The 22,642-nt window shown below is 58.3% G+C and carries 21 protein-coding genes; 9 read left to right on the top strand and 12 right to left on the bottom strand.

The genetic code is table 11. From position 1 onward, the window contains the following. The first annotated feature begins 29 nt into the window (after positions 1-29). Entirely contained in the window at positions 30-1,853 is a 1,824-nt protein-coding gene (gene typA / locus BFV97_RS12585; RefSeq protein WP_069300741.1) for a translational GTPase TypA, read from the top strand. Positions 1,854-2,088: 235 nt separating this feature from the next. Then, the gene (locus tag BFV97_RS12580; RefSeq protein WP_069300740.1) at positions 2,089-3,504 is read left to right on the top strand and encodes a Glu/Leu/Phe/Val family dehydrogenase; all 1,416 of its coding nucleotides are present in this window, start codon (positions 2,089-2,091) and stop codon (positions 3,502-3,504) included. 73 nt (positions 3,505-3,577) lie between these two features. On the opposite strand, the gene BFV97_RS12575 is transcribed toward BFV97_RS12580, so the two are convergent. Together BFV97_RS12575 and BFV97_RS12570 are read right to left on the bottom strand one after the other, a co-directional pair. Continuing rightward, entirely contained in the window at positions 3,578-4,072 is a 495-nt protein-coding gene (locus tag BFV97_RS12575; RefSeq protein ID WP_069300739.1) for a hypothetical protein, read from the bottom strand. 47 nt (positions 4,073-4,119) lie between these two features. Further along, complete coding sequence (locus BFV97_RS12570) at positions 4,120-5,079, bottom strand: NAD(P)-dependent oxidoreductase (protein WP_069300738.1); 960 nt, start codon at positions 5,077-5,079, stop codon at positions 4,120-4,122. A gap of 231 nt (positions 5,080-5,310) precedes the next feature. On the opposite strand from BFV97_RS12570, the gene BFV97_RS12565 reads away from it, so the two are divergent. Next, positions 5,311-6,222: a pirin family protein gene (locus BFV97_RS12565; protein WP_069300737.1), complete on the top strand. Its 912-nt coding sequence runs from the start codon at positions 5,311-5,313 to the stop codon at positions 6,220-6,222. 85 nt (positions 6,223-6,307) lie between these two features. Here BFV97_RS12565 and BFV97_RS12560 read toward each other — a convergent pair whose 3' ends face one another. Both BFV97_RS12560 and BFV97_RS12555 read right to left on the bottom strand, forming a co-directional pair. Continuing rightward, positions 6,308-6,679, bottom strand: a complete 372-nt coding sequence (locus tag BFV97_RS12560) for a hypothetical protein (RefSeq protein WP_069300736.1) — start codon at positions 6,677-6,679, stop codon at positions 6,308-6,310. A 228-nt stretch (positions 6,680-6,907) separates the two neighbouring features. Next, positions 6,908-7,420 carry a PhnA domain-containing protein gene (locus tag BFV97_RS12555; RefSeq protein WP_069300735.1) on the bottom strand — a complete coding sequence of 171 codons (513 nt, stop codon included), beginning with the start codon at positions 7,418-7,420 and terminating at the stop codon, positions 6,908-6,910. 201 nt (positions 7,421-7,621) lie between these two features. Here BFV97_RS12555 and BFV97_RS12550 point away from each other — a divergent pair, with 201 nt between their 5' ends. Beyond that, on the top strand, positions 7,622-8,560 hold the full coding sequence (locus BFV97_RS12550; RefSeq protein ID WP_069300734.1) for a calcium-binding protein: 939 nt from the start codon (positions 7,622-7,624) through the stop codon (positions 8,558-8,560). 185 nt (positions 8,561-8,745) lie between these two features. After that, complete coding sequence (locus BFV97_RS12545; RefSeq protein ID WP_069300733.1) at positions 8,746-9,330, top strand: exopolysaccharide biosynthesis protein; 585 nt, start codon at positions 8,746-8,748, stop codon at positions 9,328-9,330. Between the two features lie 77 nt (positions 9,331-9,407). On the opposite strand, the gene lepA is transcribed toward BFV97_RS12545, so the two are convergent. After that, entirely contained in the window at positions 9,408-11,207 is a 1,800-nt protein-coding gene (lepA, locus tag BFV97_RS12540) for a translation elongation factor 4 (RefSeq protein WP_069300732.1), read from the bottom strand. Positions 11,208-11,419: 212 nt separating this feature from the next. On the opposite strand from lepA, the gene BFV97_RS12535 reads away from it, so the two are divergent. Beyond that, on the top strand, positions 11,420-11,725 hold the full coding sequence (locus tag BFV97_RS12535) for a hypothetical protein (RefSeq protein WP_069300731.1): 306 nt from the start codon (positions 11,420-11,422) through the stop codon (positions 11,723-11,725). A 38-nt stretch (positions 11,726-11,763) separates the two neighbouring features. Here the strand turns inward: BFV97_RS12535 and BFV97_RS12530 are convergent, their stop codons facing one another. The 3 genes from BFV97_RS12530 to hppD form a co-directional block, all read right to left on the bottom strand. After that, a complete protein-coding gene (locus BFV97_RS12530; RefSeq protein WP_245667742.1) occupies positions 11,764-12,162 on the bottom strand; it encodes an H-type lectin domain-containing protein in 399 nt (132 codons plus the stop codon). 180 nt (positions 12,163-12,342) lie between these two features. Next, complete coding sequence (locus BFV97_RS12525) at positions 12,343-12,696, bottom strand: Rieske (2Fe-2S) protein (protein WP_069300730.1); 354 nt, start codon at positions 12,694-12,696, stop codon at positions 12,343-12,345. Positions 12,697-12,703: 7 nt separating this feature from the next. Further along, entirely contained in the window at positions 12,704-13,804 is a 1,101-nt protein-coding gene (gene hppD, locus BFV97_RS12520; RefSeq protein WP_069300729.1) for a 4-hydroxyphenylpyruvate dioxygenase, read from the bottom strand. A 154-nt stretch (positions 13,805-13,958) separates the two neighbouring features. On the opposite strand from hppD, the gene BFV97_RS12515 reads away from it, so the two are divergent. Beyond that, positions 13,959-14,441 carry an Lrp/AsnC family transcriptional regulator gene (locus BFV97_RS12515; RefSeq protein ID WP_069300728.1) on the top strand — a complete coding sequence of 161 codons (483 nt, stop codon included), beginning with the start codon at positions 13,959-13,961 and terminating at the stop codon, positions 14,439-14,441. Positions 14,442-14,453: 12 nt separating this feature from the next. Here BFV97_RS12515 and BFV97_RS12510 read toward each other — a convergent pair whose 3' ends face one another. Together BFV97_RS12510 and BFV97_RS12505 are read right to left on the bottom strand one after the other, a co-directional pair. After that, complete coding sequence (locus BFV97_RS12510) at positions 14,454-15,620, bottom strand: MFS transporter (protein ID WP_069300727.1); 1,167 nt, start codon at positions 15,618-15,620, stop codon at positions 14,454-14,456. Positions 15,621-15,694: 74 nt separating this feature from the next. Next, positions 15,695-16,885 carry a DegT/DnrJ/EryC1/StrS family aminotransferase gene (locus tag BFV97_RS12505; RefSeq protein WP_069300726.1) on the bottom strand — a complete coding sequence of 397 codons (1,191 nt, stop codon included), beginning with the start codon at positions 16,883-16,885 and terminating at the stop codon, positions 15,695-15,697. 213 nt (positions 16,886-17,098) lie between these two features. On the opposite strand from BFV97_RS12505, the gene BFV97_RS12500 reads away from it, so the two are divergent. Continuing rightward, entirely contained in the window at positions 17,099-19,012 is a 1,914-nt protein-coding gene (locus BFV97_RS12500) for a monovalent cation:proton antiporter-2 (CPA2) family protein (RefSeq protein ID WP_069300725.1), read from the top strand. On the opposite strand, the gene BFV97_RS12495 is transcribed toward BFV97_RS12500, so the two are convergent. Continuing rightward, a complete protein-coding gene (locus tag BFV97_RS12495) occupies positions 19,009-21,018 on the bottom strand; it encodes a hydantoinase/oxoprolinase N-terminal domain-containing protein (protein WP_069300724.1) in 2,010 nt (669 codons plus the stop codon). The two genes, BFV97_RS12500 and BFV97_RS12495, sit on opposite strands and share 4 nt — an antisense overlap. 184 nt (positions 21,019-21,202) lie before the next feature. Here BFV97_RS12495 and BFV97_RS12490 point away from each other — a divergent pair, with 184 nt between their 5' ends. After that, positions 21,203-21,997, top strand: a complete 795-nt coding sequence (locus BFV97_RS12490; protein WP_069300723.1) for a crotonase/enoyl-CoA hydratase family protein — start codon at positions 21,203-21,205, stop codon at positions 21,995-21,997. Positions 21,998-22,167: 170 nt separating this feature from the next. Here the strand turns inward: BFV97_RS12490 and BFV97_RS12485 are convergent, their stop codons facing one another. Then, on the bottom strand, positions 22,168-22,509 hold the full coding sequence (locus BFV97_RS12485) for a hypothetical protein (RefSeq protein WP_157888321.1): 342 nt from the start codon (positions 22,507-22,509) through the stop codon (positions 22,168-22,170). Positions 22,510-22,642: the final 133 nt, after the last annotated feature.

Here is a 22,642-nt window from a genome sequence, read left to right as displayed (position 1 = left end):
CCCTTATTTTCCGACACAGGCACTTCTTTATGGAACTCAGAAATATCGCCATCATCGCACACGTTGACCATGGCAAAACCACACTGGTTGACGAGCTGCTCAAACAGTCCGGCGCCTTTCGCGCGAACCAGGCTGTTGCCGAACGGGCGATGGACAGCAACGATCTGGAACGCGAACGCGGCATTACAATTCTGGCGAAAGCCACTTCGGTGGAATGGAACGACACGCGGATCAACATCGTTGACACCCCCGGCCACGCCGATTTCGGCGGCGAGGTGGAGCGTATCCTCTCTATGGTAGACGGTGTTGTTCTGCTGGTGGACGCGGCCGAAGGCCCGATGCCCCAAACAAAATTCGTGACCTCCAAGGCACTGGCCTTGGGCCTGCGTCCGATTGTGGTGCTGAACAAAGTAGACAAACCTGACGCGGAACCGGATCGCGCGCTGGACGAATGTTTCGACCTTTTCGCCAATCTGGGCGCGGATGACGATCAGCTCGATTTCCCGTCCATGTATGCCTCCGGTCGCTCCGGCTGGGCCGATATGGAACTGGACGGCCCCCGTCAGGATCTGTCGGCGCTGTTCGATCTGATCGTCAAACACGTCCCTGCGCCAAAACAGCTCGCCAAAAAAGACGAGCCGTTCAAAATGCTGGCCGTGACACTGGGCGCCGATCCGTTCATCGGCCGCATCCTGACCGGTCGCGTCGAAAGCGGCACACTGAAAACCGGCGAGAGCCTGAAAGCGCTGAGCCGTGACGGGGAACTGGTTGAAAACTTCCGCGCAACAAAAATCCTCGCCTTCCGCGGTCTGGCGCAACAACCCATCGACGTTGCCGAAGCCGGTGACATCGTGACCATCGCCGGTATGACGAATGCAACTGTGGCTGATACATTGTGCAACCCTTCGGTCACGGAACCGATTGCGGCACAGCCGATCGACCCGCCGACGATTTCTGTAACTTTTGGCATCAACGACAGCCCTCTGGCCGGTCGTGATGGCAAGAAAGTGCAATCCCGTGTGATCCGCGACCGCCTGATGAAAGAGGCTGAAACAAACGTTGCGATCCGCGTGACCGACACACCGGGCGGCGAAGCCTTTGATGTGGCAGGTCGTGGCGAATTGCAGATGGGCGTTCTGATCGAGAACATGCGCCGCGAGGGTTTTGAACTGTCGATCTCCCGTCCGAAGGTTCTGTTCCAAGAGGTTGACGGCGTCCGCTGTGAGCCGATTGAAGAAGTCACCATCGACGTGGATGACGAATACTCCGGTGTTGTGATCGAAAAGCTGACCGGCGCCCGCAAGGGTGATCTGGCCGAGATGAAACAGGCCGGTGCCGGCAAAACCCGTATCATCGCCCATGTTCCGTCCCGTGGTCTGATCGGGTATCACGGCGAATTTCTGACAGACACCCGCGGCACAGGCGTTCTGAACCGAGTGTTCCACGAATGGGCGCCCCACAAAGGGCCAATTCCGGGCCGTCGTGCGGGTGTTCTGATCTCTATGGAGAACGGCACCTCTGTTGCTTATGCGTTGTGGAACCTCGAAGATCGCGGCAAGATGTTTATCGGTGCGCAGGAACCTGTTTACACCGGCATGATCATCGGTGAGCATTCCCGCGAAAACGATCTGGAAGTGAACCCGCTGAAGGGCAAGAAACTGACCAACGTACGGGCTTCGGGCACTGACGAGGCGGTTCGCCTGACAACACCTGTCACGCTCTCGCTGGAACAGGCTATCGCCTATATCGACACCGATGAACTCGTCGAAGTGACCCCGAACGCGATCCGTCTGCGCAAGGTTCATCTTGACCCGCACGAGCGGAAACGCGCTGCGAAATCCGGCGATAACTGATCCGGACGGACACAGATCGAATGCATTCAAGAGGCGGGTTTTCCCGCCTCTTTTTCGTTTATTCCCAAGGCTTAAGGCAAGCGGGCGAACGGTATACAAAGGCATTCTGAAATTGCCTAAAAATTCGGCAAATTGCTGTTGCCCTTTGTGTTACATTCTGCCCTTATGGCCCTTGTAACCCAGCGTCATAAAACGGGTTACACCGAAACTGTCGCAATTATTTACAGAGGCGTACATGACACGCAAAGCCGAGCCGAGTTTCCGCGAATCCACCAATATCATGTTCAACCGCGCAGTGCGGTTAATGGATTTGCCGCCGGGACTGGTGGAAAAAATCAAGGTTTGCAATGCGACCTACACCGTGCGTTTCGGTGTCCGCCTGCGCGGTGATATTCAGACCTTCACCGGATACCGTTCCGTCCATTCCGAACATATGGAACCTGTGAAGGGGGGCATCCGCTATGCCATGTCTGTCAATCAGGACGAGGTCGAGGCGCTCGCCGCGCTGATGACTTATAAATGTGCGCTGGTCGATGCGCCTTTTGGCGGGTCCAAGGGCGGGTTGTGTATTGATCCGAAAGAATGGGACGAGGATGAGCTGGAGCGCATTACCCGCCGCTTTGCCTATGAACTGGCCAAGCGCGACCTGATCCACCCCTCCCAGAACGTGCCCGCCCCTGATATGGGGACCGGCGAACGGGAAATGGCGTGGATTGCAGACCAATATGCCCGCATGAACACCACCGACATCAACTCTCGCGCCTGTGTGACCGGCAAACCGATCAGCGGCGGCGGCATTCAGGGCCGTACCGAGGCAACAGGGCGCGGCGTGCAATACGCCTTGCAGGAATTCTTCCGCCATCCGGAGGACGTGAAGGCCGCCGGACTGGAAGGAACACTCGACGGCAAGCGGATTCTTGTGCAGGGCTTGGGGAACGTGGGCTATCACGCGGCCAAATTCCTGTCCGAAGAAGACGGCGCCAAGATTACCGGCGTGCTGGAGTTCGACGGCTGTATCACCAATGATGACGGCATCGACATCGAAAAGTTGAAACAGCATCTTTTAGCCACCGGATCGACCAAGGATTTCTCGGGCGGGGACTGGCATGAGCCGGGCGCGCCGATCATGGAGAAGGACGCCGACATCCTGATCCCTGCTGCGATGGAAGGGGTGATTAACCTGTCCAACGCCAAACGGATCAAGGTTCCGCTAATTATTGAGGCCGCCAACGGTCCCGTGACCTCGGGAGCGGATAAAATCCTGCGAGACAAGGGCTGTATCATCATTCCGGACATGTATGCCAACGCAGGTGGTGTGACTGTGTCCTACTTTGAATGGGTCAAAAACCTCAGCCATATCCGGTTCGGGCGGATGCAGCGCCGTCAGGAAGAAGAACGTCATCGCCTGCTTATCAACGAACTGGAATCCGTCACCGGACACCAGCTCTCGGAAACCTTCAAACAGCGTTATCTGAATGGTGCGGGGGAATTGGAACTGGTGCGCTCCGGTCTGGAGGACACCATGCGCGGGGCTTATCAGTCCATGCGCGAGGTCTGGCACGCGCGTTCCGATGTAAGCGACCTGCGCACCGCCGCCTATCTGGTGTCCATCGGCAAAGTTGCCAGCAGCTACCGCGCCAAAGGGTTGTAAGACCGCATGAACCAATAAAAAAGGGGCTGTGCCTGATCTGGCGCAGCCCCTTTTTCCTGTCTGGAACGTCAGGTCAGGCCAGTTCCGGCCCCAACACCCGTTCCATAATCAGCATTTCGATCGCCTCGGCCATTGCCTTGTTTTGCGCAGGGTTGGTTGCGCCGCCGATCCCCAAACGCTTACCCAGACGCCAGTACAGGCCCGGTGCCCAGCCTTTGGGCTCCGGTTCAACCAGACGCACCAGAAATCCGTTGGAAGGTTTGAAGGCAAAGACGCCGCGGTCCACTTCGCGCATGTTGTAAAGTGCGCAAATCTGGTTGCCCGCATCGTCAAACAGCCCCTGCCGCGTCAGGTACAGAGCGCTTGATGTGACCCGCAGGTTCCATTGCGCCTGCCAGATAAACAACGCCCCCACCAGCGGCATGATGATCCGCAGCGCAAAGATTTCCGGCGGGTTGTAAAACACCGCCAGTATCAACACCAGCCCGAGCACCCCGAGCGAGAGCGCCCCGAACCAGCGCCGCCCCATAGAGGGTTTCAGCGTTGCAATGACATCTTCTGTATCCATACCCCGTTTTACGACGAAGCCATCCCACTTGCCAGCGTGAAGTTCAGTCAGACCGTGCCACTGCGCCCTTTGGGAATAACCTCATAGCCCCGCTCTTCCGGCTCGTCGTCGGTCATTTCCGGCGGGAAACCGGGGGCGAGAATATCAAGTCCTGTGGCCTCCTCCAGACGTTTGATGATGTTGGGGGACAATTCGCGCATTCCGTAGCGGGCGATCCCGTCGTCAAAAATCCCGCACAGCAGGGGCGAGATTTCCAGCGGCACCTTGTTGCGCTCTGCGATCTGCTGGAACAGGCCGATGTCCTTTTTCACAAGGTCCATCGTAAAGGAAATATCGCGCGAGCCGTTCAGGATCACCTGACTTTCGGTTTCATGGGAGAAGGAATTGCCCGAACTGATGCGGATGGCTTCAAAGGTGGTGTTCAGATCCATTCCGGCAGCTTTGGCTGTCACCAGCGCCTCGGCATTGGCCACCAGATGCACGGTCGCCAGATAGTTGGTCAGCACCTTCAGCATCGACGCAGTCCCAAGCGGACCCGTATGCAAAATGCGCCGCCCCATGAGGGTCAGCACCGGCAAAACGGTTTCAAAGGTCTGCCGGTCACAGCCCGCAAAAATCGCGATGTTCCCCGTATCCGCGCGGTGGCAGCCACCGGACACCGGACAATCCACAGCCCCGCCTCCCGCTTCAATCACCAAAGCCCCCAGACGCTCCACCTCGGCCTGATCGGTGGTGGACATTTCCAGCCAGATCTTGCCCTGTCGCACATAGGGCAGCATCTCTGTCAGAACCTGATTACAGGCCGCAGGGGACGGCAGGCAGGTGATCACCACGTCACAATTCTGCATCATCTCGGCTGCGGAGCCGACTGAACCGGCCCCTTTCGCCGCCATCGCAGCCACCAGATCGGGGTTGAGGTCCAATACCGTCAGCGCCACCCCGTTGCGCAACAAGCTACCTGCCAGCTTGTGCCCCACATTTCCAAGTCCGATAAATCCGATTTTCATCTGCCGCCCTGCCCTGTTCCAACATCACCCCCCCATAAAGCGCAGTATGTGACGGTCGAAATTGTAGTTTCCCGACACATAGCGCCGTAAACAGGTCTGTATCTGGTTGAGCCGCGCAAATATTCCAACATTGTTCGCAACCAGCGAACACTGCTTTGCTATCGCCCGTCTTGGCGAACGGTGCGGCGCTCCCTAAATTGGGGGCAACACAGTTTGAAAAGGAGACATCCTATGTCTATCCGTCCCGTAAAATCGACCAGCCAGGCCCAACCCACCCTCGAAGGGGCCGGCGTCCACCTGCACCGCGCTTTTGGCTTTGCCGACCCGACAGAGCTGGACCCGTTTCTGTTGCTTGACGATTTCCGCAACGAGGATCCGGCCCATTATGCCAACGGGTTTCCGTGGCATCCACATCGGGGAATCGAAACCATCACTTACGTTCTGTCAGGCGAAGTGGACCATGCGGACAGCCTGGGCAATCAAGGCCGCCTGAAAGCGGGCGATGTGCAATGGATGACTTCGGGTCGTGGTATCTTGCATCAGGAGATGCCCAAAGGGAACGCCGCAGGTCAGATGCACGGGTTCCAGTTGTGGGCCAACCTACCGCGCGATCTGAAAATGACCGATCCGCGTTATCAGGATGTAGAGGCGAAGGAAATTCCGGTGATCGAGGAAGACGACGGCACCCGTGTCAAAGTCATCGTCGGTGATTTCTGGGGTCAGACCGGCCCTGTTGACGGTATCGCCGCCGATCCGCAATATCTGGACGTCTACGTGCCACCCGGTGTGAAGAAAACCCTTCCGGTGGACACCTACCGCCGCGCGTTTGCCTATGTCTTTGAGGGCGCAGGCGCTTTTGCCGGCGCATCCGATCCGACCGGCGTTCTGCTGGAAAAAGAGGTCATGGGCGAGGAGGTCAACATCCGCGATATGTCCGGCAACCGCACGCTGGTGCGCTTTGACACCGGTGACAGCATCACCGTTCAGGCCGGAGAGGAAGGCATCCGCTTTTTGCTGATTTCAGGCAGGCCGATTGAGGAACCTGTCGCATGGCACGGGCCTGTGGTGATGAACACGCAAGCAGAACTGCAACAGGCGTTCAAGGAACTGCGAAACGGCACGTTCATTCGCCCTGCGCATTAACGACGTTAACACGCCAGCCGCTGGCAGCCCCCATCACCTATCGGTGGTGGGGGCTGTCTGTTTGGATACGCACCTGAACTACGGTTTAGATCGCACCCAGCCATTTCAGCAGGGCATAATAGACCACGCCGAACAGCATCAGGTTCAACACAAGCATACCCAGCCAGTTGATCCGTTCACGGGATTTGTCCCGTGCCACATCAACCCGTCCCAAGGTCCGGCGCTGGTTGCTTACAATTGTATCAACCCGTTTGGCGTCAACCAGACCACGACGGCGCGGATGCGCGGTGCGGCGGCGGGCATCTTCCAGATAGGCAACATCCTCGACCACACTACGGGGCAACCGGCGCCCGACGCGGCGCAGTTTGTCCCGTAGCGTCCCTCGGTGAATGCGATAGGTATCAGTGACCAGAGATTCAATTTCGGCTTCCGCCGTTTCAATTACATTTACACTCATTAAAATATCCCCCCAAAGGATAGGTTCACAGTACAGTCGGCTTTTGCGCCGATCAATGAGTCGCTAATGGCGATCCGGTCAAAACCGCCGTTTCACGAAATTCTCACGTGGTTAACGTGCGACTGGGGAAATTGTTCCGCACATTGTGATGAAAATTGCATGGCCGCAGGCGGTACGCGCATCACCCACGGGCGCGCACGCCTTACCATTGCGCCGGTAGCAGCAACGTTACTTCTTCTTCACAAACTCGGTCAGGATCACGATCCGCTGGCCTTCCACGCGGCCCTCAATATGGGCAGGGTTGTCGGGCACGATTGAAATCCCCCGCACCGCCGTGCCCCGTTTTGCCGTGAACCCTGCACCTTTGACCGGCAGATCCTTGATCAGCACCACATTATCCCCCGTAGCAAGCGGAACGCCGTTGCTGTCACGGTGGCCGGTTTCCCGCGCGATTCCGGCTTCGGCCCAGGCCAATGTATCTTCATCAAGGTAGAGCATGTCTTTCAGGTCACGCGCCCAGCCCTCCCCCTCCAGACGACAGAGCATCCGATAGGCAAGAACCTGTGTCGCGGGATCTTCGGACCACATGGCAGACGACAGACAGCGCCAGTGGGTTGCAACCGGCGTACCGCTTTGTTGCGCAGTGCAGATTTCGCAGAGATCAACGCTATGGGCTATGCCATCACGGGGCACCTCAAAAGGCGCGACAGCATCTGCGGATTGACATAAGGCACAAGACATCGACGGGTACTTTCTGACAAGGATAGCGCCGCCATATCAAAGCCCGCGCAAGAGGGACAGGACAATCACACCACGCCGGCCCCTGATCCGCATCAGATCAGGCTGAAACTGCAAATAATAGATAAAAATATCTTGCGAATTCATCTGGCACTGCCAATGATACCGCCCATTGAACACCACATTTAAAAGGGACGAATTGGAATGTTTCTCACTGACACGAAAGACCTTGAAAGCTGGGCCAACTACATCAGCAGTCTTGTTGCTTTTACCGGCAGGCCTGACCTGACAGGCGGGTTTGACTGGACCGCGATCAGCAAGATGACTGTGGGCGCCTATCTTGACCTGCTGGACACCGTGGAAACCGCGCTGGCAGCATTTGACTGGTCTTTCCTGAACAGCCTGCTTCCCACGATCCGCACCAATCTGGCAACGGCCGGACTCAGCGGTGCAGAGATCGACGCCGCATTGGGCGTGTTAGAGGATTTCATCAGCGGCGACACCTCGCTAATCTCTGAAGGCTTTGATTTCGTGCGCGAAGCGCTTGCCGGTTACGCTGACGAGACCGATCTGATAACGGCCCTCTCCGGTGGACCCGTGGACAGCGGCATACGTCTGGACGGGGATGGCGGCGCGGATGATTTCACCGGCACGGCCTTTGACGATTTCCTCTCCGGTGCAGGTGGCAATGACAAATTGGTCGGACTTGGCGGCAAGGATTATCTGCTTGGCGGTGGCGGCAACGACAAATTGCGCGGCGGGGCAGGCAAAGACAAACTCGACGGTGGCAAAGGGCGGGACAAGCTGGAGGGCGGTTCGGGCAATGACACGCTCAAAGGCGGCGGCGGCGCGGATGTTCTCAAAGGTGGCGGCGGCAAGGATAAGATCATCGGCGGTCCGGGCAATGACAAACTTTGGGGCAACCGCGGCGCAGATGACTTCATCTTCAAATCTGGTGATGGCAAGGACACCATCAAGGATTTCAAAGTCGGTCAGGACGAAATTAACCTCGCCGGTGCGGATGTAGATGACATCACCTTCATCAAAAAGGGCGAGGATGTTCTGCTGCGCTATGATGACATCAAAGTGCTGGTCGAAAACGTGACCCGCGCTGAAATGATGGATGACGACAACTTTATCTGATTTTCCTTAGGCTGACACTTGCTGAACTGACGCAAGGAAGTTGCTTGTAAACGGACAATCAGGGGGCGCCGGTATCCGGTGCCCCCTTACCTTTTCCGTACTGCTGACATAATAAACGGGAACCAAACGCCCGCTGGCTGGTTAGCCGTGCGGGGGGCGGCAGAAATAATTGAATTACGGATAAAATGACACAGGTCAGAACCCACGCGCTCAGCGAAGTCCTGGACGAACTTGAAAACTCGGCCACGGGCGAAACCACTGCTGTCTCCGAAGTGATTGACAGTCTGGGGCGACGCTCCTTCGCGTCCCTTATGCTGATCTTTTCGCTGGTGTCCTCTTCGCCGGTCAGCGCCATTCCCGGCATGACTGCGTTTGTCGGAACGGTGATTTTCTTTATTGTGGTTCAAATGCTGGCAGGACGCAAAGCCGTCTGGCTGCCAAAATTCATTACACGGCGAACCATCTCGACCGAAAAGCTGCGTAAGGCGATCAGATGGTTGCGCAAGCCGGTCCGGTTTGTGGAGCGTTTTCTCAAAGCCCGCCTGACCTTTCTGTTCAATCGCGCATGGCTAAGCCTGCCGCTGCTGTTAATACTGGCGTTAACACTTTGCATGCCGTTTCTGGAGTTCATTCCCGGCTCCGGCTCTATCGCTTCGATCGTGATCGCCCTGTTCGCCGCAGGTTTGCTAACCCGCGATGGCGCCCTGCTTATCGTGTCGCTTGTCGCCCTGCTGATCGTCCCCATCGCCATTTGGCAAATCGGGTTTTAAGGGGCGATAACGAAAAACGCCGGTTCCGAAATATCGCAACCGGCGTGTGATTGTATCATATCAGGGGGAAACGGCCCCTAGCTGTCCATCTTCAACGCGCTGATGAAGGCTTCCTGCGGGATGTCCACCTTTCCGAACTGGCGCATCTTCTTTTTGCCCGCTTTCTGCTTGTCCAGCAGCTTGCGTTTCCGGCTGACGTCGCCGCCGTAACATTTCGCGGTCACGTCCTTGCGCAGGGCCGACAGGGTTTCGCGGGCAATGATCCGCCCGCCGATCGCCGCCTGAATCGGAATTTTGAACATGTGCTGGGGGATCAGATCCTTCAGCTTTTCAACCATCGCGCGGCCACGGGCTTCGGCGCGGTCGGCATGTACCATGGTAGACAGCGCATCAACCGGCTCTTCGTTGACAAGGATCTGCATCTTGACCAGCTTGTCTTCGCGGTAGTCTTCCATCTGGTAGTCAAAGCTGGCGTAGCCTTTGGTGACGGATTTCAGACGGTCGTAAAAGTCAAACACCACCTCGTTCAGCGGCAAATCGTAAACAACCATCGCGCGGGTGCCCGCATAGGTCAGATCCAGCTGGATACCGCGGCGGTCCTGACACAGCTTCAGCACATCCCCGAGGTATTCATCCGGCACAAGGATCGTCGCCTTGATGCGTGGTTCCTCAATGTGGTCCACATGGGTCAGATCGGGCATATCGGCGGGGTTGTGCAGCTCCTGCATGGTGCCGTCGCGCATGTGGATATGGTAGATCACGCTTGGTGCTGTGGTGATCAGTTCAATATCGTATTCCCGCTCCAGTCGGTCGCGGATCACCTCTAGGTGCAACAGGCCAAGGAAGCCGCAGCGGAACCCGAAACCAAGCGCGGCAGAAGTTTCCATTTCCGTGCTGAAGGACGCATCGTTCAGCGAAAGTTTGGAAATCGCTTCGCGCAGGTCTTCAAATTGGGCGTTATCCACGGGGAACAGGCCACAGAACACCACAGGCTGGCTGGGCGCAAAACCGGGCAGCGGCGTGTCACAGCCTTTCTTCTCGGTGGTGATCGTGTCGCCCACTTTGGTATCGCGCACCTGTTTGATGGATGCGGTCATAAAGCCCATTTCACCGGGGCCGAGCACGTCAATATTGTCCATCTGCGGGCGGAACACGCCGACACGGTCCACCGGATAAACGGCATTGGTTGCCATCATGCGGATGCGGTCGCCCTTGCGCAGATAACCGTCGATCACCCGCACCAGAACCACAACGCCGAGATAGGCATCATACCAGCTGTCCACCAGCATCGCCTTCAGCGGCGCATCTGCATTGCCTGTCGGGGCGGGCAAACGGGTGACGATGGCTTCCAGCACATCGGGGATGCCGATACCGGTTTTGGCCGAAACCATAATCGCATCCGTTGCGTCAATGCCGATCACATCTTCGATCTGTTCGCACACCCGCTCCGGCTCTGACGCGGGCAGGTCGATCTTGTTGAGAACCGGCACAATGTCATGATCCGCATCAATCGCCTGATAGACGTTGGCCAGTGTCTGTGCCTCAACGCCTTGGGTGCTGTCCACCACCAGCAAAGAGCCTTCAACCGCACGCATGGAGCGGGAGACTTCATAGGCAAAATCCACGTGACCGGGGGTGTCGATCAGGTTGAGGACGTAATCTTCCCCATCCTTGGCGCGATATTCGATCCGCACAGAGTTCGCCTTGATGGTGATACCCCGTTCCCGCTCGATATCCATCGCGTCGAGCATTTGCTCTTTCATGTCCCGATCGGCCACTGTGCCGGTGGATTGGATCAGCCGGTCCGCCAGCGTTGATTTGCCGTGGTCGATGTGGGCTACAATGGAAAAATTGCGGATTTTGGATAGGTCTGTCATGGCTCTGGATATGGATGGAAAGCAGCATTTGGTCAATGGGGATTGAGCCTGCGCAGGGGGTTTTCGCAACAATTGCGGCCCAGTGGCGCGGCTTTGGTGCCCCTACCCCGATCCGCCTTGCGTGTTGATTGCGTCTTCGCCCGTTTTGTGGCAGAAAGCTTGGCAAAATTGGCGCGTCAAGACGCCGGACCGAGGCAACATATGAGGACGTTATGAAAAAGACAATCGCAGCAACACTGGCCGTTTCCCTGCTGACCGCAGCCGCGCCTGCCCGAGCGTTCAACAAGATCGAGCGGGCCTGTAAATCATCCGAGCGACGCGCCTCGGCCAGCCTGTGCGCCTGCATCCAGAAAGTCGCCAATGTGCAACTGACCAGCTCTGATCAGCGGCTTGCTGCGAAGTTCTTCAAAGACCCTGATCTCGCACAGGAAACCCGCCAGTCCGACGACAAGCGCAAGGAACGTTTCTGGAAACGGTACAAAGCCTTTGGCGCACTGGCCCATAAAACCTGTGGCTGATATCTGTATTCAGGCGCGGTCCGGCGGGCCTGCCTGCATTATACCCCTGCGCTGCGGCGCAGGGCGCTGACCGGAACAGCCGCCCCGATTGCAGACCAACTGGCAGAGGCGCGGGCGATTTTTGTGTCGTCCCATGTCACAAAGCTCAGCACGAAACCCTCACGGGTGACATCCTCGGCGGTGATGTTGAACCGCAGGTTCTGCGCCCGTGACGCATCAATGCCCGAAATTCCGATTGTCACATGGGGCGGGCGCTGGAACGGCGCGGCAAACGCCACCTGAAGCCTGACGGAGCGGTCGCCCTCTCCGGCCCACATCGGTTCGTTTTCGTCCACATGATTGAAAATCTCACCCGTTGCGGTGATGATCTGCATCCCCACCAACGGCGATGTGGTTTGCTGAGAAAATTTCTGCGCCAGTGTGCCTGTCCCGTCCATATTTCCCGCCTTCTGCGTGTTTTTTGCAATGATAGGCGTTCAGGACAAAAAGGCCAGCAGGATTTCTCCGGAATTTGATAACGATTTTATGAAATTCGGGGTCGTGGCCCCCCCCCCGCAATCTATTGATAAGGTGCAAAAATCGCGGGTTCCCCAGCAGAACCGGTCGCGGTGCGAACCCTAGCCTGCAATGACCCATTGACCGTTTGACAGCGCAATCGGCACTGGCGACAGGGCACAATTCAGGCCGAAGCCGGCCACGCCCTGCCCTGTCTGCGCATCAAACACCGCATCGTGATTGGTACAAATCAACCGCGTTCCATCCGCGCCCAGCACATCGCCGCGACTGTCAAGCGGCAGGAACTGGTGGGGGCAGGCGTTCACAAATGCCCGCGTGCCCCCGCCGTCCTTCACGACAAGGACCGGAAACTCCCCAAGCGCGAGCGCCGTCACCCCCTGCCCCAGCGCGGTGTCGTCGCAGAGGATGGTGCCGCGTTCGGGCGCGTCCGGAAAATCTGTCCAGTCCAGTGTCATGAAACGCTTACTCGGCGGCCTCGATCACGCCACGCTCGATCTGGTCGGCCTCGATGCTTTCAAACAGCGCCTTGAAGTTGCCTTCGCCAAAGCCGTCGTCGCCCTTGCGCTGGATAAATTCAAAGAAGATCGGCCCGATCACCGTCTTGGAGAAGATTTGCAGCAGGATGCGGGTCTCGCCGCCGTCTACAACACCTTCGCCGTCAATCAGGATACCGTGCTTTTCCATCCGCTCGATCGGCTCTTCATGGCCTTGCACGCGCTTGTGGGACATCTTGTAATACATCGGCGGTGGCGGTGGCATGAACTCCAGTCCGCGTTCGCTGATCTCATCCGTTGCGCTGTAAATATCCTTGGCGGCAACCGCGATGTGCTGGATGCCTTCGCCCTTGTATTCGCGCAGGTATTCTTCGATCTGGGATTTATCATCCGCACTTTCGTTGATCGGAATACGGATACGGCCACAGGGCGAGGTCAGCGCACGGGACGTCAGCCCCGTCACCTTGCCGGCAATATCAAAGAAGCGGATTTCGCGGAAGTTGAACGTGTCGCGGTAGAATTTATACCATGTGTCCATGTTGCCGCGGATCACGTTGTGGGTCAGGTGGTCAAGGTAATAGAACCCGACGCCTTCGGGCTTGTCGGTAATGTGGAAGTCATATTCTTCGGCATAGGCATTTTCGCCCTCGCCGTAGGTGTCCACGAAATACAGCAGCGAACCGCCAATGCCGATCACAGCAGGCACGTCGAGACATTTGTCATCGCCGGTATAGGATTCCGCACCCAGCTTCACTGCATGGTCATGGGCATGCTGCGCATCAACAACGCGCCACGCCATAGACGGGGCGCAAGGACCGTGATCATCCACAAACCGCATCCCGAAAGAGCCGGGTTCGGCGTTCAAAACATAGGTAATATCGCCCTGCTGCCACAGTTCAATCACTTTGGTCTTGTGGGTCGCAGTGTGTTCGTAGCCCATTTTCGTGAACAGCTTGCGCAGCTCTTCCGGGTCACTGTGGGCGAACTCGACAAACTCAAAGCCGTCGGTGCCTGCGGGGTTTATCTCGGAAATTGTAGATTTTGGTGCATCATGTGGAAACGGGCCCATTGGAAACCTCCGGTTGGTGTTACGTGTTTCCAGCATGTTACGTCATAGGGAATGCAATTGGTGCGCAAAACACCCCCCATCGGGCGCGATAATTGACAATAAACCGCGTATATGGTAACCTTGATGCACGATTTCTGCACATGGAAATAACATCATGCTCGATTCCGTCGATGAACGCCTGCTGCGTGCATTGCAGGACAATGCCACTGCCACCGCGCAGGAACTCTCTGAACGGCTGAATATGTCCGCCAGCCAGATCGGCCGGCGGCGTCAGCGGCTGGAGTCGGAGGGGTATATCACCGGCTATCACGCACGGCTTGATGCAGCGGCGCTGGGGTTGTCGGTGCAGGCGTTCGTGCAGGTCTCTATGTCCGGCCACACCCCTGCAAACGCACAGATGTTTCAGAAACTAGCGCAAGACCGCCCCGAGGTTGTCAGCCTCTGGACCCTTACTGGTGAGGCGGATTACATGCTGCGGGTCTATTGCCCCTCGCTGGCGGCGTTAAATGCGCTGGTCCGTGATGTGTTCCTCCCCCACGAGGCCGTCGCCCGTGTGCAGACCAAGATCGTGATGGAACAGCTTAAACAGGATGCCGGTCTGCCGGTCACTGCGGCAGCGGTGCGAAAGACCCGCTGATCCTGCGCCGGTTCAAACCGGACGGGCCGCCCGTTTGCGCGCCAGCCCCAAATGCACGGCAATCCCCGCCCCATAGGCCAGCAGCGCGAACAGGATCAGACCGGAAAAGCCTAACAGCCCGATCATAACCAGCACCACCGGTGTTCCAAGTGTATTGCCCAGATTGCCCATCTGCGCCACCGCCCCCTGCGCATGGGCGCGGGCCTCAGCGGTGGGGTTCAAATCGGGGATGGCCGAGAAATTGGCCCCCTGCACAAAACCGAGCGCAGCAAAGATCAACACGGCAAACAGCGGCGCCCCCGCCGAGAGCGCAAAGCCGAGCGTTGCCAGACCCGCACAAGCAAAGCCCAGCACCACAACAGAGACCGGCGAGAACCAGCGTTGCAGGATCACACCCAAGGTCATCGACACAAGGATCCCCGCCAGCGGCATGATCCCAAGCACGGCTGCACGGCTGTCATCCGGCAGGAAGGGCGGGATCACCGTCAGGATCGCCACAAAGGTCAGCGTATAACAAAGCCACGCAAGGCCGGGTGCAGCGCGGGCCGGATCGGTGTAAATTTCGATATGCTGGCGGAGCAGTCCAAGGGATGTTACCGGCGCCCCGGCTTGATCCTGTGGCAGCACCGCCCACAGGGCTGCGGCCATTGCGAACATCCACAGGGCGTGAACGTAAAACAGGCTCGGCAGACCAAAGGCCGCCACCAGCGGCGTTCCCAGCCACGCTGTCAGCGCATAGGCCACACCGAAAAACGTGCTCCAGAGGCTCATGGCGAGCGGTTGAAAGCGCGGCAGGGTGATCTGGGAAATCAGGGTTGGCGCGGCCACCACCACAACCAGATGGGACAGACCCTCTATCATCCGAACCGCCAGCATCCACCCCAAAGGCGGCAGAGCGGCCTGTACCAAAGAGGCCACCGCCCCGAGCAGCATCCCCGCAATCAACAGGCGCCGCACCCCGAAACGGGCCACAACCACGCCCGCTGTCAGGCCAAAGACAATCCCGAGCAAGCTGATGCCGGACACCAGAAACCCCAGCAACGGCCCTGCGCCGCTATCGGCGTAATGTGCTGAAAGATCAGCAAAAATCAGCGAGAACTTGGCGAATTGCGCGGCGGCACCCAATCCTGCGAACCACAAGAGGATAACTGTCATTACGGTTTTTTGTGCGCCGGTCATAGGCGCGTTTCTGACTCCGCGCGTGCATAAGCGCAAGCGGGAAACCGACCCGCCTGCGCCCCTGTTACGGGGTGTCAGGTGCCAAAAGCACGGACCTCGGCAAAGCTGTTTTCAGCCGCCTGCATCAACGCTTGTGCAACGGCGTCCACTTCTGTCTCGCTCAGGCGGGCGGGCAGACGCACATCACAGGCCCGCATCAACATGGCGCGGGTCGCAGGCAGTTCGCGCTGTTCTGGCAGAAATTCCCAGTTCCAAAAGGCCCGCGCGTTGTCTTTTGACATGCCGAACAATTGCACAGTTACGCCAAGCTGCGCGGCGTCTGTCACAAAGGCCTGCGCCTGCGCATCGCTCACACCGCACAGGTTGAACTGGATGCTGTCAGGGGCGCGTTCCTCTCCGTCCAGCGCGTCTGGCACCTTTAACCAGAGGGTCTGGTTCAGTGCCGCGGCCAGCCGGTCATAATTGCGCCGCCCGTCTGCCACACGGCGCGGGATTTCGCCAATCTGGGGCCGGATAATCGCGGCGGACAGATTTGACAGCCGCAGATTATACAGTGGTAGTTTGTTCTGCCAGCGGGCGAATTGGTTGGTCAGATGGCCGTGCTTCTTCCAGTTGTGTTCATACGCACCGGACATGATCACCGCACGGGCCACCAGTTCTGCGTCATCGGTGACAAGAATGCCGCCCTCTCCTGCGTTGATCAGCTTGTAGCTTTGGAAAGAAAAACAGCCCACGCGCCCGATCGTGCCGATCTTGCGTCCCTTCCACGTGGTTCCTAGAGAATGGGCGGCATCCTCGACCACCGGAATATCCCGTGCCTCACACAGGGACATGATCGCATCCATATCCGATGTGTGACCCCGCATATGGCTGACAATGACCGCCGCGATATTTTCGTCGAGACGCGCCTCGAAATCCGCCAGATCAATACGGTAGTTCTGAGCGACCTCGCACAGAACCGGCACACAATCCGCGTGGATCACGGCAGAAGGCACCGCAGCAAAGGTAAATCCCGGAATGAGAACCCGCGCATCCCGTGGCAGGCCCAGCGCCTTGAGGCTGAGAAACAAGGCAGCCGAACAGCTTGACACCGCCAGAGCATATTTCACCCCCATCTCGGCCGCAAACTCCTGCTCCAGCAGCGTCACCGGCGCGTCCTGCGCAGCGGTATAGCGGAACAGGTCGCCGGTTTGCAAAATCCGTTCGATCTCGGCTTTGGCAGAAGCGGGAATGGGTTCGGCGTCATGCATATTGGGAAGGGTCATAGGTTCCGATTTCCTGAAAGTAACTTTCAGGTTTGATAAAGAAACTTTGTCACAAACCCAAGACGTTTGTTCGACAACCGGCTGACATCTGCCGGTGAATGGCAGGTATTTTTGATAAATAACGGCGGATCGCAAAGAAACTCCGGTATTACTACTTGTCAGGCGGGGCAATCCGCATACCCTAGACAAGTTGCTCTAAACCACAGGAATTTTATGGAAAGTTTTCTCCTTCAGGCCTCGATCTATCTGGCCGCTGCTGTCATCGCTGTGCCGGTGGCAAAACGGGCCGGTCTCGGCTCTATTCTCGGCTATCTGGTGGCCGGTGTATTGATCGGGCCGGTTTTCGGACTGGTGGGAAACGAAACCAAAGACCTGCAACATTTTGCCGAATTCGGCGTGGTGATGATGCTGTTCATCGTCGGGCTGGAACTGGAGCCAAAGGCGCTCTGGGAGATGCGCCACCGGCTGATCGGGCTGGGCGGCTTGCAGGTGGTGTTAACCACACTTGCGGTCAGTGCCGCGTTTATCACCTTTGGCCAGCCGTGGAATATCTCTGTTGCAATCGGCCTGATTTTCGCCCTGTCCTCGACCGCGATCGTGGTGCAGACGCTTAACGAAAAGCGTCTTATGCAAACTCACGGCGGGCGTTCGGCGTTTTCGGTGCTGCTGACACAGGATATTGCCGTGATCCCGATGCTGGCGCTGATTCCGCTGCTGGCTGTGGGCGATTTCAGCAACTTTAACCACGGCGGGGATGATCATTCCGATATGTCCCTGATCGCGGGACTTCCGGGTTGGGGGGTGACGCTGGTCACGCTCGGGGCGGTTGGCGCGGTGATCCTGTTCGGGATTTATTGCACCCGCCCGATTTTTCACTTCATCGCCAAGGCCCGCCTGCCAGAGATTTTCACCGCCGTGGCGTTGTTGCTGGTGGTGGGGATTGCCCTGTTGATGACGCTGGTTGGCCTGTCTCCGGCGCTTGGAACTTTTCTGGCCGGGGTGGTTCTGGCGAACTCTGAATACCGGCACGAGCTGGAAACCGACATCCAGCCGTTCAAGGGGCTTTTGCTGGGACTGTTCTTTATTACCGTAGGTGCAGGGATCAACTTTGCCGTGCTGTGGGAGCATCTGGCATGGATACTTGGCATGACGCTTAGCGTGATGCTGATCAAGGGGCTGGTGCTTGCGGGCTTAAGCGTGCTGTTCAAACTGAAGGGGCGGGACCAGTGGCTGTTCATCCTGTCACTGGCCCAAGCGGGGGAGTTCGGCTTTGTCATGCTCTCGACCACCGTGCAAACCAGCGTGATCCCCTTTGCACTGTCCCAACAGTTGCTTCTGATCATCGCCCTTTCCATGCTGCTGACACCTTTGTTGTTCATCCTTTACGACCGTGTTTCGCGCAAACTGGTTGAAACACCGAACACCCGCGAAGAAGACACCATCGACGAAGAAGGCACTGTCATCATCGCTGGCATCGGTCGTTTCGGGCAGATTGTAAACCGGCTTGCGCTGGCAACAGGGATCAAGACGGTTGTGATCGACCATCAGATCGACCAGATCGACGCCATGCGGCGCTTTGGGGTGAAAGGGTATTTCGGTGATCCGACCCGCCCCGACATGATGCATGCGGCCGGATTGATGACCGCGAAAATTCTGGTGGTTGCAGTGGATGACAAGGACGCTGCGGTGAAGCTGGTGGATCACGCCCGCAAGGAGCGGCCGGATCTCTACATAATCGCCCGCGCCTATGATCGGGATCACGTCTATCACCTGTACCGCGCCGGAGCGGACGAAATCATCCGCGAAACCTTTGACAGCGCGATGCGGGCGGGCAAGAAGATGCTGCAAGGCATGGGCTGGCCGGAGTATGAGGCCGAGCGCGCCCACGACCAGTTCTTTGAAGCAGACCGCCACGCGCTGGCTGAACTGGCCGGGCTTTGGGATCCGAATCTTCCAAATGAAAAGAACGACAAATACGTTGCCCGCGCGCGGGAGGTGAACTCCGATCTCTACACCAGTTTTCTGTCCAATCTGACCAAGATCGTGGAAAACGACGAAGAAATCGACTTTCCGCCCACCAATGAGTCTGCGGATCTAATCGTCCGTACAGAAAAGCCCGATCCCTAGCGGGCGATACGGGGGCGGCCTGATGCGGTGGCGGTAAGTTCTGCCTCCACAAACACATCCCGCCCCTCGACCTCGGCGTTGCGCAGGTCTCTTTGCAGATGCAGGCGGATTCCTTGCGCACCGGACTCTCGCGCCGCCGCCATTGCGTCTTCGCCAAGTCGGGTTTCCAGCGCTTTCAGGGCACGGTCGAGATCGTTGAAATCCTGCGGGCCTTCAATGAAATGCACGCGGTAGCGGCGTTCTCCGATACTGGTGATCAGGCCGGATTTGCGCATGGAAACCTGCCCCACCACTGCGCCAATTGCATTGGCAACTCCGGCGTGTTCGGGCAGGATCACAGGTGTCGAAAGCCGTTCTCCAACAGCGCCATAATAGCTGTGCGCCGAGGCGCCAAGCCCGATCACCGGCAGGTTCAGACCCACATTCAACGACACCAAACCGCGGTGCTGCTGCGTGCCAAGCCGTGTCAGCACATGGCGGGCCAACTGGTCCTCTGGCAGTCCGAAATCCGTGTCTTCTTCGGCAAAGGCGGTTTCCAGCAAGACATCGCAGGTCTGTTGGGTCAATTGGTCTATGATCCGCGGGGCGAGCATTGCCCCCTCCGGTGCGATCCGCTGCCCGGCCCCGTTGCGCTGGCGGGAAAACAGCTCCAGCCCGAGAGCGGCGGCCTCTTTGTTCCAACTGTCCAGAACGCCGGTCACATGGGCCGCATCCGAAGGGGTAATCGCGGCGATCATCACCAGCCCCCGCGCCACCAGCCGGTCCAGCGCCGATCCGTCCAGCCGGTTTGACAGAAGACTGCCCATCTCCCACGCCTGTGCGGCGATCCGTTCCAACAGGCGGGTTTCCCGCGCGTCCAACCCCGCAGGCACCTGCCCCGACAGGCGCACCGGCACGACGAAGCGCCCGTCATATTCGCCAACACGATCCTTGGTGCACTGACGCTCCAGCGCGGCGGGCACCACATCGGGATATTGCATCGCCGCCAGCGACAAAGGCAAAACGCGGCGCGGGCCAAGCCGCAAGCCACCCGCCAGCCCGTCCCGCTGCAAATGCACCTCGCTGTCCCCGCCAAGCCCTGTGGTGCGCATGGCCACGGCTTCGACCATCGTGCGCAATCCGCCCACCCGTGCGCCGTGAGGATCGATCATCGGCTGCCGGTCCCGCAGAACTGCGACATCCGTGGTGGTGCCGCCAATATCACTGACCAACGCATCGGATTCCCCAGTCAGCCAGCGGGCCCCGACGATGCTGGCTGCCGGACCGGACAAGATGGTTTCAATCGGCCGCTCCCGCGCCATATCCGCCGAGATCAGCGCCCCGTCGCCGCGCACCACCATCATCGGAGCCGTCACCCCGATCCGGTGCAGATAGTCCTGCGTTGCGCCAATCAGGTGGTCGATCATCCCGATCAATCGTGCATTCAGCACAGCCGTCATTGCCCGCTTCGGCCCGCCGAGCTTGGCCGAAAGTTCGTGAGAACAGGTCACAGGCAATCCGGTGCGGGCGCGGATCAGGTCCCGCGCAGCGATCTCATGGGCGGGGTTTCGGGTGGCAAACTGGCTGGCAATGGCAAATCCGGTGACAGCCCCGTCCAACCCGTCCAGCACCTGTTCCAATGTGGTTTGGTCAAACGGTGCGGCTTCGCTGCCAGAATGACTGTGCCCGCCGTTGATGCGGATGACCGGATCACCGCGCAGCGCGTCCTCCAGCCCCTGACGGGCGATGTCCTTTTCGTCAAATCCGATAAACACCAGCGCGACCCGTGCGCCCTGTCCTTCGACCAGTGCGTTGGTGGCCAGCGTGGTGGACAGGGACGACAGCGCAATCTGGTCCGGTGCCACAGCGGCCGCATCAAGAACCGCCTGCACCGCCTTGCCCACCCCTTCGGAAAGGTCGTGGCGGGTGGTCAGGGATTTGGCAGTGGCGATCACCTCGTCCTCGCCCCGGATCAGAACCGCGTCTGTATAGGTTCCACCTGTATCAACCCCGAGAAGAAGTGCCATCCTGTCCGCTCCTGCTATTCTGCCCCCGGTTCTAGCCCGAAGCTACCGCCGCGTCAGGGCAAAAAGCGACGCAGCTTGCAGGTTTGCGGCACCGGGTCACGCCCTACGCCACGTCACGGTCGGCAGGGCTTCTCTGGGCGACGGATTTGGCGCAAACTGTGCAAAATCCCACAGGAGACCCACCATGTACGAGCGTCTGGACATCACCATCAAGGATCACGTGGCCGAGGTCATGCTGAACCGCCCCGAAAAGAAAAACGCATTGGACACACAGTTTTTCGACGAACTCGCCGCTGCGGGGGAAGAATTACAAGGCAACGCGGATGTGCGGGCGGTGGTGCTTTATGGGGCGGGTGGCTGTTTTTGCGCCGGTATCGACACCAGCGCCCTAATGGAGTTTTCCGCCAATATCGACGAAATCCGCAAGATGCTGGCCACCCCGCCGGAACACGGGCGCGGCAACCGGTTCCAGCGCCCGACCGTGGTCTGGCAGGAACTGAAAGTGCCGGTAATCGCAGCCGTAGAAGGGGTCGCATTCGGTGGCGGCATCCAACTGGCACTGGCAGCGGATTTCCGGTTCATGGCGCCAGATGCAAAGATGTCGATCATGGAAGCGAAATGGGGCCTTGTTCCGGATATGGGGATCACCCAATCCCTGCCCCAGTTGATGCGGGCGGATCAGGCGAAAGAACTGATCATGACGGGCCGTGTGCTCGGGGCAGAGGAGGCACTGTCGCTGGGGCTGGCCACTTGGCTGGCAGATGACCCAGTGAAGAGTGCGCGGACCTTGGCGGCAGAACTGGCGGCGCGCTCCCCCGAGGCGGTACAGGGCAGCAAGGCGCTGGTGGATCAGGTCTGGTCCGCAGGGCGCGAGGGTCTGGCGCTGGAGGGCGAGTTGCAGTCGAAAATCATCGGCTTTCCAAACCAGATGGAAACCGTGATGGCGCAAATGCAAAAGCGTGCGCCGGTCTATAAGTAAGACCGGCAACGCGGATCAGGCGATGATGCACAGCTTTGATCACCCTGCATATATGAAGCGTCTTACAAGACGCGTCATATATCACGCGTCATATATGAAGCTTCATATATGACGCTTCATAATTGCAGGGTCATCGGCAGGCACAAAGACTTGCGCACCACGCCCCCGGCTTAGTCAAACAATTTGCGCAGGGCTCTGCCCACCTCGTCTTCCAGCTTGTCCCGCGCCTGTTCTTCCAGTGACTTCGCCGCTTCGTCTTCCTCAGCGTTGCGCTGTTCCAACTCTTTGCGCAGCTTTGCCTTCAACGCTTCTTCGGGATCTTTCAGCTTTTCCTTGACCTCTTTCAGCTTTTCCTGCGCCCGCTGCACATCGGCATTGTCCTTCAGCTTGCCGTCCAGCAACAGGTTCAGAAGCTTGTCCAGATCGGGGCGGAATTTCAGGTTCTGCCAAGGGCCGGTGATCATCACAGGCACCGAAAACTCTGCATCTTCGGACAGGCGTGTCGGCGTCACCACATAGTTCGTAACCGCCTCATTGGTACCGCCTTCTTGGTGATCAGATAGGATGTTAAGTTCTGTCGTTATTGTCGTCGTTATGGACGTTGTTTAATGCGGAGCGAGATATGCGTCATGAAGTTATTGTCGG

It is taken from the genome of Neptunicoccus sediminis, from assembly GCF_001719615.1.
In the GTDB taxonomy this organism is placed as follows: domain Bacteria; phylum Pseudomonadota; class Alphaproteobacteria; order Rhodobacterales; family Rhodobacteraceae; genus Amylibacter; species Amylibacter sediminis.
This window is presented reverse-complemented; position numbering and strand designations above follow the sequence as displayed.